Source organism: Nonomuraea sp. B19D2, assembly GCF_040137845.1.
Classification (GTDB): Bacteria; Actinomycetota; Actinomycetes; order Streptosporangiales; family Streptosporangiaceae; genus Nonomuraea.
Genome location: NZ_JBEFAK010000003.1, coordinates 166043 through 183279, shown reverse-complemented (window position 1 = coordinate 183279; position 17237 = coordinate 166043). Strand labels below are relative to the sequence as shown.

The following is a 17237-nucleotide window of genomic DNA, read 5'->3' as shown; positions in this document are numbered from 1 at the left end:
GTCAGTCGGCCAGGCCGCAGACTTTGGCTGCCCATTTGATGAGGTAGTCCTGCTGTGGTTTGGGCAGTGTCACGACGACCACGCGTTCCTGGCCTCCGTCGACGCTTGCCCGCACGGGGAACAGGAACGCCTTCTTGGCCTCGGCGAACGCGTGGGAGTCGCAGCGGGCCGGAGTGAGCGTGATCGGCACTTCCAGTCGTTGCTGGTCCGGCTCGAGCGTGGCGAGCGGCCGGTGCTCGGGCTCGACCTGGTAGTGGGTGGTGCCGCCCATGTCGTTGAGTGTCACTTTGCCGGGGTTGCGGCGTGCGATCATCAGCTCGCCTCGCATGGTCTTGCCGGACGGCTTCCACTCCGGGCCGAACTCGATGTCCGCCACCTGTTTGATCAGGTACGCGGAGCATTCGTCGCGGAGCAGTCTGGCCAGCAGCGGGTCGGGGTGGGGCACCTTGAAGACCACCTTGTACGGCTGTCCGGAGCCGGTGCTGAGGTGGGCCACGACGGTGGCGGGGCTCACGTCGGGCAGGCCCTGGGGCGGGCAGTTGCCGGCGCCGTACGGGATGCGCAGGTCGGTGCGCTCGGTCCTCTTGAGCACGGCGTCGGTCTTTTCCGCGGGGAGCGTTTTGAAGGACGGCGTGACCAGCTGGAGGTCCGCGAAATGTACTGGCGTGTCGGTGGTATTACGGACGGCTACATGAAGCGCGTGCAGCGGCTCGTCGGAGCGCCATTGCACCAGGGAGACGGATACGCCTGCGGGTGGTGTGGCAGGTGGGGGCGCCGGCGGCGCGGAGCTGGTGCAACCGGCGACGAGCAGGCCTAAGGTAAGAAGTGGCGTAAAACGCTTCACTCGATGAACATTAAGCCTCCTTGCCCAGGTCCGTAAGTTGAGGACTGATTACGACTCCGCATCCAAGTGCCGACAGTTCCTCGCCGGATCTGGTTTGAACACGCTGCGGTTTTATACCTTTCCAGCATTCGATCGGGAACGCTCGGCGGTGCTGACGATCCCGGCCTGGCATTGAAGGAGACACTTCATGATCCGCATTGCTCCCGTGGGGCGGGCGCTGGCTGTCGTGGCTGCCACCAGCCTCGCCCTGACAGCCTGCGGCGGTGGCGGCGGCGACACCGCCACGCAGACTTCCCCTAGTTCTGCGGCGCCCGCCTCGTCGGCACCCGCGGCGAAGGGCGACGGCACGCTCACTCTCGGCACGCTGCTGCCCCAGACCGGTTCGCTCGCCCAGCTCGGCCCGCCCGAGTTCGCGGGGGTCGACCTCGCGGTCAAGGAGATCAACGAGGCCGGGGGCGTTCTCGGCAAGCCGGTGACCAAGTACGACACCGACTCGGGTGACACGTCCACCAACATCGCCTCGCAGTCGGTGGACAAGCTGCTGGCGCAGAAGGTCGACGCCATCATCGGTGCGGCGTCGTCCTCGGTGTCGCTGTCGGTGATCGACAAGATCACTGGCGCGGGTGTCGTGCAGTTCTCGCCGGCCAACACCTCCAACGAGCTCACCACGGTCAACGACAGGGGGCTGTTCTTCCGTACGGCGCCGCCGGACAAGCTGCAGGGCCGCGTGCTGGGTGACCTCGTGGTGTCCGACGGCAACGACACGGTCGGCATCCTGGCGATGCAGGACTCGTACGGCACGGGCCTGGCGGACCAGGTGACGCAGACGGTCACCGACGGCGGTGGCGAAGTGGTCGAGCGCGTCGACTACGACCCGAAGGCCGCTGACTTCTCCGCCGACGTCGCCAAGATCAAGGCGAAGAACCCCAAGGGCATCGTCCTGATCGGCTTCGAGGAGACCACCAAGGTCGTGCAGGAGCTGGTCAAGCAGGGCCTGACGTCGGACAAGCACAAGTGGTACATGGTCGACGGCAACCTGTCGAACGAGAACTTCCTCAAGTTCCCGAAGGGCACGCTCGACGGTGTCAAGGGCACGTACCCCGGCGCCGCGGCTCCTGACGAGTTCCGGAAGAAGCTTCTGGGCATCAACAAGGACCTCAAGGACTACCCCTACGCCAGCGAGTCCTATGACGCGACGAACCTGATCGCGCTGGCGGCGGAGGCCGCCAAGAGCGACGCGGGCACCGACATCGCCGCCAAGCTGATCGAGGTCAGCAAGACCGGCGAGAAGTGCAAGAACTTCAAGGAGTGCGCGGACCTGCTGAAGGCGGGCAAGGACATCGACTACGACGGCGTCAGCGGTCCGGTCGAGTTCAACGAGGCCGGTGACCCGGCCGTCGCCTCCATCGGCATCTACCAGTACGGCAAGGACAACACCTACCCCGCCAAGGCGGTCGAGTACAAGAACGGCAACATCTCCGGCTAGGTCGGCGTGAGGAGGGGCCCGGTCTTCGTGACCGGGCCCTTTCGCGTTACTTGCACCCCGCCAGGATCTCGTCGGCGGCCGCCCGGTACTGCTTCAGCAGCGCGACCTGCCGCTCTCGTGGCAGGTCGCTCTTGGACAGGCCTCCGGTCGCCGTCTTGAGCCGCTCCGCGGCCCCGTGCAGCGATTGGGGCAGCCGGTCGCCGTACTCCAGCGTGATCCCGCGCGCCTCTGCCAGGCGGCCGATCAGGGCGTCCTCGAAGTTCTGCCGGTCCTCCCGGCCCTTCGGCTCCAGCATGAGGCCGGCGTAGCCGATGGCGGAGACCACGCGGGCGCAGGGGTCGTCGGTGGGGTCGCCACCGGTGCTGTACTTCGCCGTCGAGGAGGCGTTTCCCTGGCAGCCCATGAGCAGGGCGGGGATCATGAGCGCGACTGTCGCTAAACGTTTCACACCGCTCATTAAAGAACGGCGGAGGGGCTCATGGGAGCCCCTCCGCCGTTCTCGATCGCGTGTTACGCCTTGGCGAGCGTGCCGAGGTAGAGCTGGATGACCTTGGGGTCGTTGGCCAGCTGCTGCCCGGTGCCGGTGTAGGCGTTGCGGCCCTGGTCGAGGACGTAGCCGCGGTGGCAGATCTGCAGGCAGCGGCGCGCGTTCTGCTCCACCATGATGACCGTGACGCCCGCCTTGTTGATCTGCTGGGTCTGGATGAACACCAGGTCCTGCAGCTTGGGCGACAGGCCGGCCGACGGCTCGTCCAGCAGCAGCACGGAGGGCTCGGTCATGAGGGCTCTGGCCATCGCCACCATCTGCCGCTCACCGCCGGACAGGGATCCGGCGCGCTGCTTGCGCCGCTCCTTGAGCGCGGGGAACAGCTCGGCGACGAACTCGAAGCGCTCCTTGAACTTCCCCGGCACCTGGAAGGCGCCCATCTCGAGGTTCTCCTCGATGGTGAGGCTGGGGAAGACGTTGTTGGTCTGCGGCACGTAGCCGACGCCGCGGGAGACCAGCGCGTGGGCCTTCATGTTCGTGATGTCCTCACCCTTGAGCAGCACCGTGCCGCTGCGGATGGTGACCAGCCCGAACATGGCCTTGAGCAGCGTCGACTTGCCGGCGCCGTTGGGGCCGATGATGCCGATCAGCTCGCCCTCTTTGACGTAGAGGTCGGAGCCGTTGAGGATGTTGACGCCCGGCAGGTAGCCGGCGATCAGCTCGTCGCACCGCAGCACGGCGTCCTTGGCGCCCTCCAGGTGAGCGCTGCGGTCGGTGACGGCCGCCTTGGACTCAGGGACGGTCACTTCTGCGTCTCCTCTTCGATCTCGGCCTCCAGCGCCGCCTCCGCCTCGTGGAGCTGGACCTCCAGCTCGGTATCCGAGAGCGGCGCGTCGTGGTGCGCGCCGAGGTAGGCGTCGATCACGCGCTCGTCGGACATGATCGTCCCGGGTGGCCCTTCCGCGATGACCGCGCCCTGCGCCATGACGATCACCCAGTCGCTGATGTCGCGGACCATGTCCATGTCGTGCTCCACGAACAGCACCGTCATGCCCTGCTCGCGCAGGTCCTTGACGTGGCCGAGCAGCGACTGCGTCAGCGCCGGGTTGACCCCGGCCATGGGCTCGTCGAGCATGACCAGTTCGGGCTGGACCATCAGCGCGCGGGCCATCTCCAGCAGCTTCCGCTGGCCGCCGGACAGCGATCCGGCGAAGTCGTCGCGCTTGGCGTCGAGCTTGAACCGCTCGAGCAACTCCTCGGCCCGCCCGGTGATCGCGTCCTCCTGGCCGCGCCAGAAGCTCGGCACGAGCGCGCGGAAGAAGTTCTCGCCCTTCTGCTGCTGGGCGCCCAGGCGCATGTTCTCCAGCACCGTCAGGCGGGACAGCGCCTTGGTGAGCTGGAACGTGCGCACCATGCCGGCGCGCGCCACCTTGTGCGCGGGCACGCCGTTCATGGGCCGCCCGTTGAACGTCCACGAGCCGGAGTCGGCCGTGTCGAACCCGGTGAGCTGGTTGAAGAACGTGGTCTTGCCGGCGCCGTTGGGGCCGATCAGCGCGGTGATGGAGCCACGCTGGATCTCGACGTGGTTGACCTCGACGGCGGTCAGGCCGCCGAAGCGGCGCACCACGTTGTCTATTACGAGGATGGGGTCAGGCTTGGGCACGCCGGGCTCGTGCGCCAGGTCCTTGAACGCCGCCAGGGCCGCGGCCTTGCGCCCAGTGGCAGTGGTTTCAGCGTGCATCGATTGCTATCTCCCTCTTGTCACCGAAGATGCCCTGTGGCCGGAAGATGAGCAACAGGATCAAGCCGAGGCCGACCAGGATCCAGCGGATGGCGCCGACCTGGTTGCTGTTCATGAACGTGATGTACCCAGCGCCGACCGCCTCGGCGAACACGTTGTAGATGAGGACCAGCAGCCCCCAGAAGAGCATCGAGCCGACGACGGGGCCGAGCACGCGGGCCGCGCCGCCGAGGATGACCATCGTGTACAGGTAGAACGTGGTCTCGGTGCCGAACACGTCGGGCTGCACGGAGGCGTAGGCCAGGCCGTAGAGGAAGCCGCCGAGAGCGCCGACGACGCCGCCCAGGACGAGCGACTGCATCTTGTACGAGAAGACGTTCTTGCCCAGGCTGCGCACGGCGTCCTCGTCCTCGCGGATGGCCTTCAGCACGCGGCCCCACGGGCTCTTCATGAGCAGGTAGACCAGGGCGCAGCACAGCGCGATCAGCACCCAGCCGACGAGGATGACCCACAGCTGCCGGTTGCTCCAGAAAATGGGCACCGGGCCGAGGTTGATGCCGTACTGCCCTTCGGGGAAGGGGTTGAGCGCGTAGAAGCCGTCGGAGAAGCCGCGCCGGCCGTCGGACCCGCCGAAGATTTCCTTGAACTTCACCGAGCGGAAGACGAGCCTGACGATCTCGGCGGCCGCGATGGTGACGATGGCCAGATAGTCGGCGCGCAGCTTCAGGGTCGGTATGCCGAGCAGGATCGCCAAAATCACGGCCGCGACCACGCCGATGGCGAGGCCGAGCCAGAACGGCAGGCCGAAGGTGCTGACGGTGACCGCCAGGCCGTAGCCCGCCACGCCCATGAAGGCGGCCTGGCCGAAGTTGAGCAGGCCGGTGTAGCCGAATTGGATGTTGATGCCGATGGCGGCAACGCCGTACAGCACCGTCTCGACGCCGATCGCGGCCTTGAGCGTGGTGCTGATGATCGTGATCCAGTCCATTCTGATCCTCCCCCGATCAGCCGATCCGCTCGCGGCGGCCCAGGATGCCCTGTGGCCGGACGAGGAGCACGATGATGAGTACGGCCAGCGCGCCGACGCTCTTGAGCTCCGGCGGCACCCACAGCGTGGAGACCTGGATGAACAGGCCCACCACCAGCGAGCCGACCAGCGCGCCGAACGCGGTGCCGAGCCCGCCGAGCGTCACTCCGGCGAAGATGAGCAGCAGGACGTCCTGGCCCATCGTGTATCTGAGGTTCTGCGACAGGCCGAGCATGATGCCCGCCATCGCGGCGATGGCGCCGCCCACAGTCCAGATGATCCGGATGACCCGGTCGACGTTGATGCCGGACGATGCCGCGAGCGCGGGGTTGTCGGCCACCGCCCTGGCCGCCTTGCCGGTGCGGGTGCGCAGCAGCGCGATGCCGACGATGATCAGGACCGCGAGCTCGAGGCCCATGGCGACGAAGTTCTTGGGGGCCGCCGTGATCGGGCCGATGTCGATGCCCGGCTGCGCGGTGTACTGCGCGTAGGCCTCGTTCTGGGGGCCGAAGAAGATCAGGAAGACGTACCGGAGCACGAGTGCCACGCCGATCGAGATGATCATCATGGCGATGGTGCCGGTGCCGCGCTTGCGGAGCTGGCCCCAGAACAGGCGGTCCTGCAGGTAGCCGAGTATCGCGGCGACCGCGACGGCGATCACCGCGGAGGGGATGAGATGCAGGCCCATGCCCACGTTGAACGCGTACGCGAGGACTGCGCCGAGCGTGACCAGCTCCCCGTGCGCGAAGTTGGTCAGGCCGGTCGTGCCGTAGATGAGCGACAGACCGAGCGCGGCCAGGGCGATGATGAGGCCCAGGTTGAGCCCCTCGAAGGTGAGCTGGGCGGCCTCGTCCAGGAACGAGGACTCCCCGCCGGTGCCCTGCTGCTGCGGCTGGCCCGGCACGCCCTTGGGCGTGAGCGCGTACAGGACCGTCGAGCAGTTGCCCTCGTAGACGGTCGGCGTGCGGACATTGTTGCCGCCCCGCACTTCAGCATTCTTCGGGAGGGTGCTGACATCCAGGGTGACCTTGTACTTGCCGGGTTTGTCGACCTGAACGTCCCACGCGCCTTGTGCGTTACTGGTGACCTCCTTGACGGGTTGTCCGCTCTCGGTGGTCACGGCGATTTTGGCGCCGTTCACTGGCTGGCCTTGGAGTTTGAGTGTCCCCTTCAGTCCCTGGCAATCGGCGGGACCCGCATGGGCGGGCCCTGCCAGCAGGAAGACGAGTCCACCCAGGAAGGCCGTGAACGCGATCACGGCTCTGCGCAATGGTGCTCCCTCAAGTAGGTCAAGAAGGGGTTGTGCCCCTCCGTCTCGACACGCGCGCATCGCAGGCACAACTGGGATGCTGTGGCGGGAGCTTATTCTGGTGCCGCCCGTTTCAGTATCGTTCGTCACCAATTAGTGACAAGTGCGTGTCACTCATGTGAGGAACCAACAAGCCTGGTCAGGGGCTAAATCGGGGTAGACGCCTGGCGCTTTCTGGAACGAATGCGTAACGATCAACAGGAAAGCTGGACGAGCCCGCGAGGCGGCCTTTGGGGCCGTGTAAGGCTTCCCCGGCCATACACGTTATCTACTGGGCCTTCCCGCGGGCTCGCGTTCGGACCACCGTAGCGACCCGCGGGCGCTGCGCGCAAAGGGATGGAAGTTTCACCTGTCGCGCAGCATGCAGGTGAGGCGAGAGGTGCAGATGAGTTTGCCCCGCTCATCTGTGATCTCGATGGCGTACGTCGCTAATGTCCGGCCGCCGTGCAGCCTGGTCGCGACGCCGGTGACGTACCCCGAGGTGGCCGGGCGGTGGTGGGTGGCGTTGATCTCGATGCCCACCGCGATGCGCTCGGGCCCCGCATGGATGGCCGCCGCCACCGAGCCGAGCGTCTCGGCCAGCACCGCCGACGCCCCGCCGTGCAGCAGGCCGTAGGGCTGGGTGTTGCCCTCGACCGGCATCCGGCCAACCACCCGCTCGGGGCCGGCCTCGAGGAACTCGATGCCCATGCGATCGGCCAGCGTGCCCTCGTGCGTGGCGCCGTACAGCGAGAAGTCCATGGGGTTGGTCTGCGTCAAAGGGACGTCTCCACTCTTCCGAGCTCAGGTTTTCTGTCGCAGACGCAGACTAGGCTGCGTGTGTGCCGAAGAGTGAAGTGACCCCCAGCCGCCCGCGCCTCCTGCTGCTTGACGGGCATTCCCTGGCCTACCGCGCGTTCTTCGCGCTGAAGGACGCCAACCTGATGACCACCGACGGTCAGCACACCGAGGCGGTCTACGGGTTCACCTCGATGCTGACCAACGTCCTGCGCGACGAGCAGCCGACCCACGTGGCGGTGGCCTTCGACAGGTCGGAGCCGACCTTCCGCCACGAGGCGTACTCCGACTACAAGGCCAACAGGAGCGAGACGCCCGAGGACTTCCGCGGTCAGATGCAGCTCATCTTCGAGCTGCTCGACACCTTCCGCATCCCGCGCCTGTCCAAGGCCGGGTTCGAGGCCGACGACCTCATCGCCACGCTCGCCACCCGGGCCGACGAGCAGGGGATGGACGTCCTCATCGTCACCGGCGACCGCGACGCGCTGCAGCTGGTCAACGAGCGCGTCACCGTCCTGATGACGCGGCGCGGCATCAGCGACATGACGAGGTTCACGCCCGAGGCGGTCATGGAGAAATACGGCCTGACCCCGGCGCAATACCCCGACTTCGCCGCCCTGCGCGGCGACCCCAGCGACAACCTCCTGAGCATTCCCAGCGTGGGGGAGAAGACCGCCGCCAAGTGGGTGCGCGAGTTCGGCTCGCTGACCGCGCTGGTCGACCGGGTCGACGAGGTCAAGGGCAAGGTCGGTGACAAGCTGCGCGAGCACGTCGCCCAGGTGCTGATGAACCGGCGGCTGACCGAGCTGCTCCGCGACGTCTCGCTCGACGTCGACCTCGGCGACCTCACGCAGGGCACCTGGGAGCGCGAGGAGATCAACAAGCTGTTCGACAGCCTGCAGTTCCGCGGCGAGCTGCGCGAGCGGGTGTTCAAGGTGTTCGGCTCCGGCGAGCAGGAGCCCGAGCAGGGCTTCGAGGTCGAGACCGTGCTGCTCGGCCCCGACCGCGTGGCGGGCTGGCTGTCCGCGCTGCCCGAGGGCCGGGCCGGGCTGGCCTTCAAGGGAGCCTACGGCAGCGGCACCGGCCGCGTCGACGGCATCGCCATCGCCTCGCCCGGTGGCACCGCCGCCCACATCGACCCCGTCAAGCTCACCGAGGCCGACGAGGTGGCCCTGCGGGCCTGGCTGGCCGACGACACCAAGCCCAAGGCCGTCCACGACGCCAAGGGGCCCATCCTGGCGCTGTGGGCGCAGGGCATGGAGCTGCGCGGCCTGAGCTGCGACACCGCGCTCGCCGCCTACCTCGCGATGCCGGGTCAGCGCACGTTCGCGCTGGAAGACCTGGCCAGGCGCTACCTCAACCGCGACCTGCGGGCCGAGGAGGAGTCCACCGGGCAGGCCGCGCTGTTCGGCGACGACGAGGACGCCCCGGCCAAGGACCTCGCGCTGCGCGCCCACGCCGTGCGCGAGCTGGCCGATGCGCTTGAGACCTTCCTGGCCGGCCGCGGCGGCACCCAGCTGCTGGCCGACGTCGAGCTGCCGCTGCTGGCCGTGCTGGCCGAGATGGAGCGCGCGGGCATCGCGGTCGACGGCGAATACTTCGCGGGCCTGGAGGCCGAGTTCGGGGCCGCCGTCAAGCACGCCGTGGAGGAGGCGCACCGCTCCGTCGGCGAGCAGTTCAACCTGGGCTCGCCCAAGCAGCTGCAGGAGATCCTCTTCGTCAAGCTCAACCTCCCGAAGACGAAGAAGATCAAGACCGGCTGGAGCACCGACGCAGACCAGCTCGCCTGGCTGGCCACGCAGACCGATCACGAGCTGCCGACGATCATGCTGCGCCACCGCGACCAGCAGAAGCTGCGCACCACCGTCGAGGGCCTGATCAAGGAGATCGCCGACGACGGGCGCATCCACACCACGTTCAACCAGATCATCGCCGCCACGGGCCGGCTGTCGTCGGAGAAGCCCAACCTGCAGAACATCCCGATCCGCACCGCCGAGGGCCGCCGCATCCGGCAGGGGTTCGTGGTCGGCGAGGGCTACGAGACGCTCCTGACGGCCGACTACAGCCAGATCGAGCTGCGCATCATGGCCCACCTGTCGGGCGACGAGTCGCTGATCGCGGCCTTCGAGTCGGGCCACGACTTCCACCAGGCCACCGCGGCCAGGGTGTTCGACCTGCCGCCCGAGCAGATCGACGGCGAGCTGCGGGCCCGCATCAAGGCCATGAACTACGGCCTGGCCTACGGCCTGTCCGACTTCGGTCTCGGCGGCCAGCTCAACATCCCGGTCTCGGAGGCGCGGGCGCTGAAGGAGGAGTACTTCGAGGAGTTCGGCGGCGTGCGCGACTTCCTGCAGGCCATCGTCCAGCAGGCGCGCTCCGACGGCTACACCGAGACGATCATGGGCCGCCGCCGCTACCTGCCCGACCTCACCAGCGACAACCGCCAGCGCCGCGAGATGGCCGAGCGGATGGCGCTCAACGCCCCCATCCAGGGCTCGGCCGCCGACATCATCAAGGTCGCCATGCTCAACGTCCACCAGGCCATGCGCGAGGAGGGGCTGACCTCCAGGATGCTGCTGCAGGTCCACGACGAGCTCGTGTTCGAGGTGGCGGCAGGGGAGCTGGAGCAGCTCACCCAGCTCGTGCGCGACCAGATGAACGCCGCCTACCACCTGCGGGTCCCGCTGGAGGTCTCCGTGGGCGTCGGGCGGACCTGGGAGGACGCAGGTCACTGATTTTTTTGGGTAGATCTGCACTAGCCTGAACTTAATTTCACCGAGCGGTCGGGAGTTCTGTGCGGATCTCAGCGTTCTCCACACGGATCATCGGCATCGCGAACGTCGTGGTGGTAACGGTGGCCGTCATCGGCCTGATCCTGTTACCGGGCGACGACCGTCCGCCCGCCAGGAGCAAGACCGCGGCCAAGGTCCAGGGCAGCGCCGAGCCGCCGAGCCCCTCCCCGGTGGGCGAGCCGCCGGGGGTGGTGGCCACCCCCGACTTCGCCCGCCAGGTGCACGCCAACGAGGCCGGGCTGGTGCCGGTGCTGATGTACCACCGCATCCTCGCCAAGCGGCTGGCCTCGATCGACCGGACGCCCGGCCAGCTCAGGAAAGAGCTGGAGAAGCTGGCCAGGCAGGGCTACGTGCCGATCACCGCCAGAGAGTTCGCCACCGGCGACATCAGGGTCCCTGCGGGGAAGTTCCCCGTCGTGCTGACCTTCGACGACGGGCACCCGAGCCACTTCGCGCTCGACGAGAGCGGCAACCCCAAGCCCGGCACGGCGGTGGGCATCATCCAGGAGGTGGCCAGGAAGTACCCGTCGTTCCGGCCGGTCGCCACTTTCTGGATCAACCGGGAGCCGTTCGGGCTGACCGACGGGGAGGCCCAGGCGGCCGCGGTGAAGTGGCTGGTCGACCACGGCTACGAGGTGGCCAACCACACCTGGGGCCACCCCAACCTGCGCGTACTGGGGAAGAAGAAGGTCCGCGAGCAGATCGTCCGGATCGAGCGCCTGCTGAAGAAGGTCGGCGCGCCGCCGTCCAAGACCATGGCGCTGCCGTTCGGCTCGATGCCCCGGTCGAAGAAGATCGCCCGCACCGGATCCTGGGACGGCACCCGCTACGATTTCGCCGGCGTGTTCCTCGCCGGAGCCGAGCCGTCGCTTTCGCCCTACGCGAAAAAATTCGACCGGGGAGCGATCCAGCGCATCCAGAGCAACGGCAAGAAGGGCGAGTGCCGCAAGTGGTGCTCGCAGTACTGGCTGGAATGGCTGAACAAGCACCCCCGGGAGCGCTACGTCTCCGACGGCGACCCGGCCCGGATCTCCATACCTGAGAAACTTCGGGGTAATATCGTCGCCAAGCGTGGGCTCCAGATCATTGCCTATTGACAGGTCCCCGGATTGACCGCGTGGCGAAGGTCTCATATGCTGATCGCTGCGCTGTGGGCTCGCGCGCGCCTCAGACGGAGCGGGCTCGCGCTCGGTCACGTCGATGTCGTAATTCCTCGGCTTGATGCGGAAGAGGGCCTGCGGCGCAGTCCGCCACATCGACATCCTGTCCGCGTTCGGAGCAATTCCACACATGACGTCCAGCACTGAGGCCACCTCGAGCACCCCGCAGGTAGCGGTCAACGACATCGGGTCCGAGGAAGCCTTCCTCGCGGCGATCGACGAGACCATCAAGTACTTCAACGACGGCGACATCGTCGAGGGCACCGTCGTCAAGGTCGATCGAGACGAGGTTCTTCTCGATATCGGCTACAAGACCGAGGGTGTCATCCCCTCGCGCGAGCTTTCGATCAAGCACGATGTCGACCCTGCTGACGTCGTGGAGGTCGGGGAGCACGTCGAAGCCCTGGTTCTCCAGAAGGAGGACAAAGAGGGCCGCCTGATCCTGTCCAAGAAGCGCGCGCAGTACGAGCGCGCCTGGGGCACGATCGAGAAGATCAAGGACGAGGACGGCATCGTCACCGGCACGGTCATCGAGGTCGTCAAGGGTGGTCTCATCCTCGACATCGGCCTGCGTGGCTTCCTCCCGGCGTCCCTGGTCGAGATGCGCCGTGTCCGCGACCTGCAGCCGTACGTCGGCCGCGAGCTCGAGGCCAAGATCATAGAGCTCGACAAGAACCGCAACAACGTGGTCCTGTCGCGCCGCGCCTGGCTCGAGCAGACGCAGTCCGAGGTTCGCCAGACGTTCCTCAACACCCTCCAGAAGGGTCAGGTCCGCAAGGGCGTCGTCTCCTCGATCGTCAACTTCGGCGCATTCGTGGACCTCGGCGGCGTCGACGGCCTGGTCCACGTGTCCGAGCTGTCCTGGAAGCACATCGACCACCCGTCCGAGGTCGTCGAGGTCGGCCAGGAGGTCACGGTCGAGGTCCTCGACGTCGACATGGAGCGCGAGCGCGTCTCCCTGTCGCTCAAGGCCACCCAGGAAGACCCGTGGCAGCAGTTCGCCCGCACCCACCAGATCGGCCAGGTCGTGCCGGGCCGCGTCACCAAGCTGGTGCCGTTCGGCGCGTTCGTCCGGGTCGAGGAGGGCATCGAGGGCCTGGTCCACATCTCCGAGCTGGCCGAGCGCCACGTGGAGATCCCGGAGCAGGTCGTCCAGGTCGGCGACGAGATCTTCGTCAAGATCATCGACATCGACCTCGACCGTCGTCGCATCAGCCTCTCGCTGAAGCAGGCCAACGAGGGCGTCGGGGCCGAGGTCGAGTTCGACCCGACCCTCTACGGCATGGCGGCCACCTACGACGACCAGGGCAACTACATCTACCCCGAGGGCTTCGACCCGGAGACCGGGGAGTGGCTCGAGGGCTTCGACAAGCAGCGCGAGGAGTGGGAGCGGCAGTACGCCGAGGCCCAGCAGCGCTTCGAGGCCCACAGGAAGCAGATCGAAGAGGCCCGCAAGGCCGAGGCGGAGGCGGGCGAGGCTGCTCCCTCCTCCTACAGCGGCGAGACGCAGGCTCCCTCGGGCGGCTCCTCGTCGAGCCCGGCCGGTGGCGCCCTCGCCTCCGACGAGGCCCTCGCGGCTCTGCGCGAGAAGCTCGCCGGCGGCCAGAGCTGACGATCTGGTCTGACTGACCCGTTTTCCGGAAGGCCCCGCACCCAACGTGGTGCGGGGCCTTCCGCGTTCTGCGACCGGCCCGCTTCGTGCGAGGGACCTTCCGGAAAAGGATGAACGCGGAACGATCCTTGCCGCATTGGCTCCTATGGTCGTCCCCATGAACGAGATCAAGCCCTTCCGCATCGACATCCCGCAGGAAGACCTCGACGACCTGCGGGCGCGGCTGCGGCGTACCAGGTGGGCGCGCCGGCTGCCCGGCGGATGGAGCAGGGGCGTGCCCGTGGCGTACCTGAGGGAGCTGGCCGAATACTGGGCCGACGGGTTCGACTGGCGGGCGCAGGAGGCCAGGCTGAACGCGTTCCCGCAGTTCACCACCGACATCGACGGCCAGACGATCCACTTCCTGCACGTCCGCTCGCCCGAGCCCCACGCGCTCCCGCTGATCATCACGCACAGCTGGCCGAACTCCATCGCCGAGTTCCTCGACGTCATCGGCCCGCTCACCGACCCACGAAGGCACGGTCTCGACCCCGGCGTCGCCTTCCACGTCGTCGCGCCCTCCCTCCCGGGCTTCGCCTTCTCGCCGTTCCCCGAACCGGCCGACGAGCGGCCGTGGAGCATCGAGCGGGTGGCCGGTGCGTGGGCCGAACTGATGCGCAGGCTCGGATACGAGCGCTACGGCGCCCACGGCAACGACGCCGGGGCGCTGGTCACGCCGCAGCTGGCCGCGCTGGACAGCGAGCACGTCGTGGGCTCGCTCATCACGGCCGGGCTGGGCATCCCCACAGGGGACTCCGCGCAGCTCGAAGGGCTGAGCAAGGACGAGCTGAAGGAGCTCGAGGAGATGTCCGCGTGGATGACCGGAGGCAGCGGGTACGGGCCCTACCTGGCGAGCAGGCCGCAGACGCTCGCGCACGGGTTCGCGGACTCGCCCGTGGCGCAGCTCGCGTACCTGGTGGAGCGGTTCAAGGAGTTCGACGGGTGGGGGTCGGGCGCCGAGCCGATCGACCGGGACCTGGTGCTCACCAACGCGGCCGTCTACTGGCTGACCGACACCGGCGGGTCGTCGTCGTGGACGTACTACGAGGGCGCCGCCGGGCTGCCGATCCACCAGAGCGCGGTGCCGACCGGCGTGACGCACGGCGGGTCCGCGCTGATGCGGCGGATCGCCGAGCGGGACAACGACATCGTGTACTGGGGCGACGCCCAGAGCCCCAGCCACATGGTCGCCATGGCGGCTCCGGAGCCGCTGGTGGCGGGCATACGCGCCTTTTTCCGGATGATCCGCTGAGCGGGCCGCAGATTTTACCTTGAGGTCCCCGCGAGCCCGCCACCCGCCGGGCCCTGCGCTGCCAAACTGACCTGCGCTGTTGACACCTACGATGCTCAGGGACGATGCGGTGGGCAAGGCTCAGCGGGTGACCATCCTGGTGACGGCCGTTCTGGCGGCCGCCGCCGCCGTTTCGCCGGCGGCGAGGGGCGGGGCCGCCACGGCCCTTCCCCAGTGGCAGGACTGCGGCGACGGGTTGCGGTGCGCCAAGCTGTCCGTGCCCGTCGACTGGGCCAGGCCGCGCGGGCCCCGTACCGAGATCGATCTCGCCCTGATGCCCGCGCAGGTCCCGGAGCAGCGCTTCGGCACCCTGGTGGTGAACACCGGCCATGGCCCGGCCATCGAGGCGGTACGCGCTCAGCCCGACACCGTGAGCGAGCTGACCAGGTGGTTCGACGTGGTGCTCGTCGAGGCGCGCGGGCTCGGCGACCGGGGGAGCGCGGCCATGGTGCGCTGCGCGGTGGCGCAGCCCAACCCGCTGCGCCTGCTCCTCGCCTCTGGAAAGGCCGGATGGCGCTCCTACGCGCGCGACAACGCCGCCTACGACAACAGCTGCCGGGCCGCCGCCGGGCCCGTCTACGACGGCCTCACGTCCTGGCAGGTCGCTCACGACCTCGAGGCCCTGCGCGAAGCGCTCGGCGAGCCGCGGCTGCGCTACTTCGGCTCCTCCTACGGCGCCGTGTACGGTCAGGCGTATCTGGAGCTGTTCCCGCACCGGGCCGGACGCATGTACCTCGAGGGCGGGTTCGACCACACCGAGCCCGGCCTGGAGCAGCGGCTGACCGCCGAGGCGCGGGCGGCCGAGCGGCGGCTCATCGCCTTCCGCGACTGGTGCAGGACCAACCAGGTGTGCCCGCTCAAGGACGATGACGCCGTGTCGGTCCTCGACGACCTGCGCCGCAGCACGCCGCTCAACGCCGGCCCGGGGCGCACGGTGAAGCTCAGGCGGCTGCTGGCCGCCGTCAACGCCGGGCTCGCCCCGCAGCACTGGCCGGAACTGGCCCGGGCCCTGTCGGCGGCCAGGGAGGGCGACGCGAGAGCGCTGGCCGCGATGGCCACCGTGACCGCCCCGGCGCCGCCGGGGACGGTGACGGGCTCCATGTTCTGCCACGACTTCATGCCCGCCGTGCCGAGCCACCGGCGCTTCCTCGCCATGGAGACGCGGCTGCGCGAGGTGGCGCCGCGGGTCGGGTGGATGGCCGGCCGGTACGAGATCGCACGCTGCCTGGGCATGTCGCGGCAGGACGCGCCGAGCTGGCCCCCGCACGCGCCGGACGTGCGTAACGGCCGGCCGGTGCTGGTCGGCGTCGGGCGGCTGGACACCTCCGCCCAGCCGCTCGGGCAGATCCCCGGGGCGCGGGTGCTGTGGCACGGTGACGGGCCCGGCGCGTACCTGCTCCAGGGGGCCGGCAAGCTCCGCGCGACCTGCCTGCGTACACACGTGCACGACTACCTCGTCAACGGCGTCCTGCCGGAGAAGGACACCTCCTGCCCCAGAGAGCTCACGGCGAGCCTCTATTCGTGACGAGTGGCGGTAGGGTGCTGCCCGTGCTGATCGAACGGGCGGTGGCGGCGGACGCGGGCGAGATCCTCACCGTGCAGCGGGCGGCCTACGTGAGCGAGGCCCAGCTGTACGGCGACCCGTACATCCCGCCGCTCGTCGAGTCGCTCGAGCAGGTCCGCAAGGTCATCGAGAGCGCCGTCGTGCTCAAGGCGCTCGACGCGGGCCGTGTCGTCGGCTCGGTGCGCGGGCAGGTCGCCGGCACGACCTGTCTGGTCGGCCGACTGGTCGTCGCGCCCGACCGCCAGGGCCAGGGCCTCGGCACTGCCCTGCTGACGGCCCTGCACGAGGCGGTCCCGGAGGCCGAGGCGTTCGACCTGTTCACGGGGCATCTGTCCGACGCCAACCTCAAGCTCTACCGCCGTCTCGGCTACCGGGAGACGCACCGGGAGCGGATGGACGACCACCTGACGCTGATCCACCTGCGCCGGCAGTCGTGACCATGGCGCGGCCCGGACGATCGTGGACTTCATACCTTCGACGATGACCCCGTAGGCTTTTCCCGTGTTGAAGACAGGGCTCACGGGCGGGATCGGATCCGGCAAGAGCGAGGTGTCGAAACGGCTCGCGGCCAGGGGCGCCGTCGTGATCGACGCCGACAGGATCGCGCGCGAGGTCGTCGAGCCCGGCACGCCGGGGCTGGCCAGGGTGGTGGCCACGTTCGGTGACGAGGTGCTCCGCCCCGACGGGTCGCTCAACAGGGAGCAGCTCGGCTCCATCGTCTTCGCCGACTCCGAGCGGCTCGCCGCGCTCAACGCGATCGTCCACCCGCTGGTGGGCGAGCGGGTGGCGGAGCTGCAGAGCCGGGCGGCCGACGACGCGATCACCGTGTACGACGTGCCGCTGCTCGCGGAGAACAACCTGGCCCCCATGTACGACGTGGTCATCGTGGTCGACGCGGCCGACGAGGTCCGCATCAGACGCCTGGCCGAGCACCGCGGCATGTCCGAGGCCGACGCCAAGGCCCGCATCGCCGCCCAGGCGAGCCGGGAGGACCGGCTGGCCGTGGCCGACATCGTGATCCCCAACGAGGGCACGCTCGACGAGCTGGACGCCCGGGTGGAGGAGGTCTGGGAGGAGCTGACCAGGCGCGCCGCCCGCGGCTGAGTGA

The 17237-nt window shown here is 68.5% G+C and carries 15 protein-coding genes; 8 read left to right on the top strand and 7 right to left on the bottom strand.

The features are described from left to right. Nucleotide 1: 1 nt before the first annotated feature. Nucleotides 2-592 (bottom strand): hypothetical protein, encoded by a 591-nt coding sequence (locus ABN273_RS07445; RefSeq protein ID WP_349447901.1) that lies wholly within the window; start codon nt 590-592, stop codon nt 2-4. 439 nt (nt 593-1031) lie between these two features. Between ABN273_RS07445 and ABN273_RS07440 the strand changes: the two genes are divergently transcribed. Continuing rightward, nucleotides 1032-2330, top strand: a complete 1299-nt coding sequence (locus ABN273_RS07440; protein ID WP_349447900.1) for an ABC transporter substrate-binding protein — start codon at nt 1032-1034, stop codon at nt 2328-2330. 46 nt (nt 2331-2376) lie between these two features. On the opposite strand, the gene ABN273_RS07435 is transcribed toward ABN273_RS07440, so the two are convergent. The 6 genes from ABN273_RS07435 to ABN273_RS07410 form a co-directional block, all read right to left on the bottom strand. Beyond that, nucleotides 2377-2778 (bottom strand): hypothetical protein, encoded by a 402-nt coding sequence (locus tag ABN273_RS07435; RefSeq protein WP_349447899.1) that lies wholly within the window; start codon nt 2776-2778, stop codon nt 2377-2379. Nucleotides 2779-2840: 62 nt separating this feature from the next. Beyond that, nucleotides 2841-3623: an ABC transporter ATP-binding protein gene (locus ABN273_RS07430; RefSeq protein WP_502910962.1), complete on the bottom strand. Its 783-nt coding sequence runs from the start codon at nt 3621-3623 to the stop codon at nt 2841-2843. Then, on the bottom strand, nt 3620-4558 hold the full coding sequence (locus tag ABN273_RS07425; protein WP_349447898.1) for an ABC transporter ATP-binding protein: 939 nt from the start codon (nt 4556-4558) through the stop codon (nt 3620-3622). The genes ABN273_RS07430 and ABN273_RS07425 overlap by 4 nt, the downstream gene beginning before the upstream one ends. Next, the gene (locus tag ABN273_RS07420; protein ID WP_349447897.1) at nt 4548-5546 is read right to left on the bottom strand and encodes a branched-chain amino acid ABC transporter permease; all 999 of its coding nucleotides are present in this window, start codon (nt 5544-5546) and stop codon (nt 4548-4550) included. The genes ABN273_RS07425 and ABN273_RS07420 overlap by 11 nt, the downstream gene beginning before the upstream one ends. Before the next feature lie 16 nt (nt 5547-5562). Beyond that, on the bottom strand, nt 5563-6855 hold the full coding sequence (locus tag ABN273_RS07415) for a branched-chain amino acid ABC transporter permease (RefSeq protein ID WP_349447896.1): 1293 nt from the start codon (nt 6853-6855) through the stop codon (nt 5563-5565). A 384-nt stretch (nt 6856-7239) separates the two neighbouring features. Then, a complete protein-coding gene (locus ABN273_RS07410) occupies nt 7240-7635 on the bottom strand; it encodes a PaaI family thioesterase (RefSeq protein ID WP_349448250.1) in 396 nt (131 codons plus the stop codon). An 80-nt stretch (nt 7636-7715) separates the two neighbouring features. Between ABN273_RS07410 and polA the strand changes: the two genes are divergently transcribed. From polA to coaE, 7 genes are all read left to right on the top strand, one after another. Beyond that, complete coding sequence (gene polA / locus ABN273_RS07405; RefSeq protein ID WP_349447895.1) at nt 7716-10406, top strand: DNA polymerase I; 2691 nt, start codon at nt 7716-7718, stop codon at nt 10404-10406. Nucleotides 10407-10465: 59 nt separating this feature from the next. Continuing rightward, on the top strand, nt 10466-11560 hold the full coding sequence (locus ABN273_RS07400; RefSeq protein ID WP_349447894.1) for a polysaccharide deacetylase family protein: 1095 nt from the start codon (nt 10466-10468) through the stop codon (nt 11558-11560). A gap of 193 nt (nt 11561-11753) precedes the next feature. Next, nucleotides 11754-13235 carry a 30S ribosomal protein S1 gene (gene rpsA / locus ABN273_RS07395; protein ID WP_349447893.1) on the top strand — a complete coding sequence of 494 codons (1482 nt, stop codon included), beginning with the start codon at nt 11754-11756 and terminating at the stop codon, nt 13233-13235. Between the two features lie 157 nt (nt 13236-13392). Next, on the top strand, nt 13393-14526 hold the full coding sequence (locus ABN273_RS07390) for an epoxide hydrolase family protein (protein ID WP_349447892.1): 1134 nt from the start codon (nt 13393-13395) through the stop codon (nt 14524-14526). Nucleotides 14527-14617: 91 nt separating this feature from the next. Beyond that, nucleotides 14618-16090, top strand: a complete 1473-nt coding sequence (locus ABN273_RS07385; RefSeq protein ID WP_349447891.1) for an alpha/beta fold hydrolase — start codon at nt 14618-14620, stop codon at nt 16088-16090. Beyond that, the gene (locus ABN273_RS07380; protein ID WP_349447890.1) at nt 16087-16566 is read left to right on the top strand and encodes a GNAT family N-acetyltransferase; all 480 of its coding nucleotides are present in this window, start codon (nt 16087-16089) and stop codon (nt 16564-16566) included. The genes ABN273_RS07385 and ABN273_RS07380 overlap by 4 nt, the downstream gene beginning before the upstream one ends. Before the next feature lie 64 nt (nt 16567-16630). Next, nucleotides 16631-17233, top strand: a complete 603-nt coding sequence (gene coaE / locus ABN273_RS07375) for a dephospho-CoA kinase (protein ID WP_349447889.1) — start codon at nt 16631-16633, stop codon at nt 17231-17233. Nucleotides 17234-17237 lie beyond the last annotated feature (4 nt).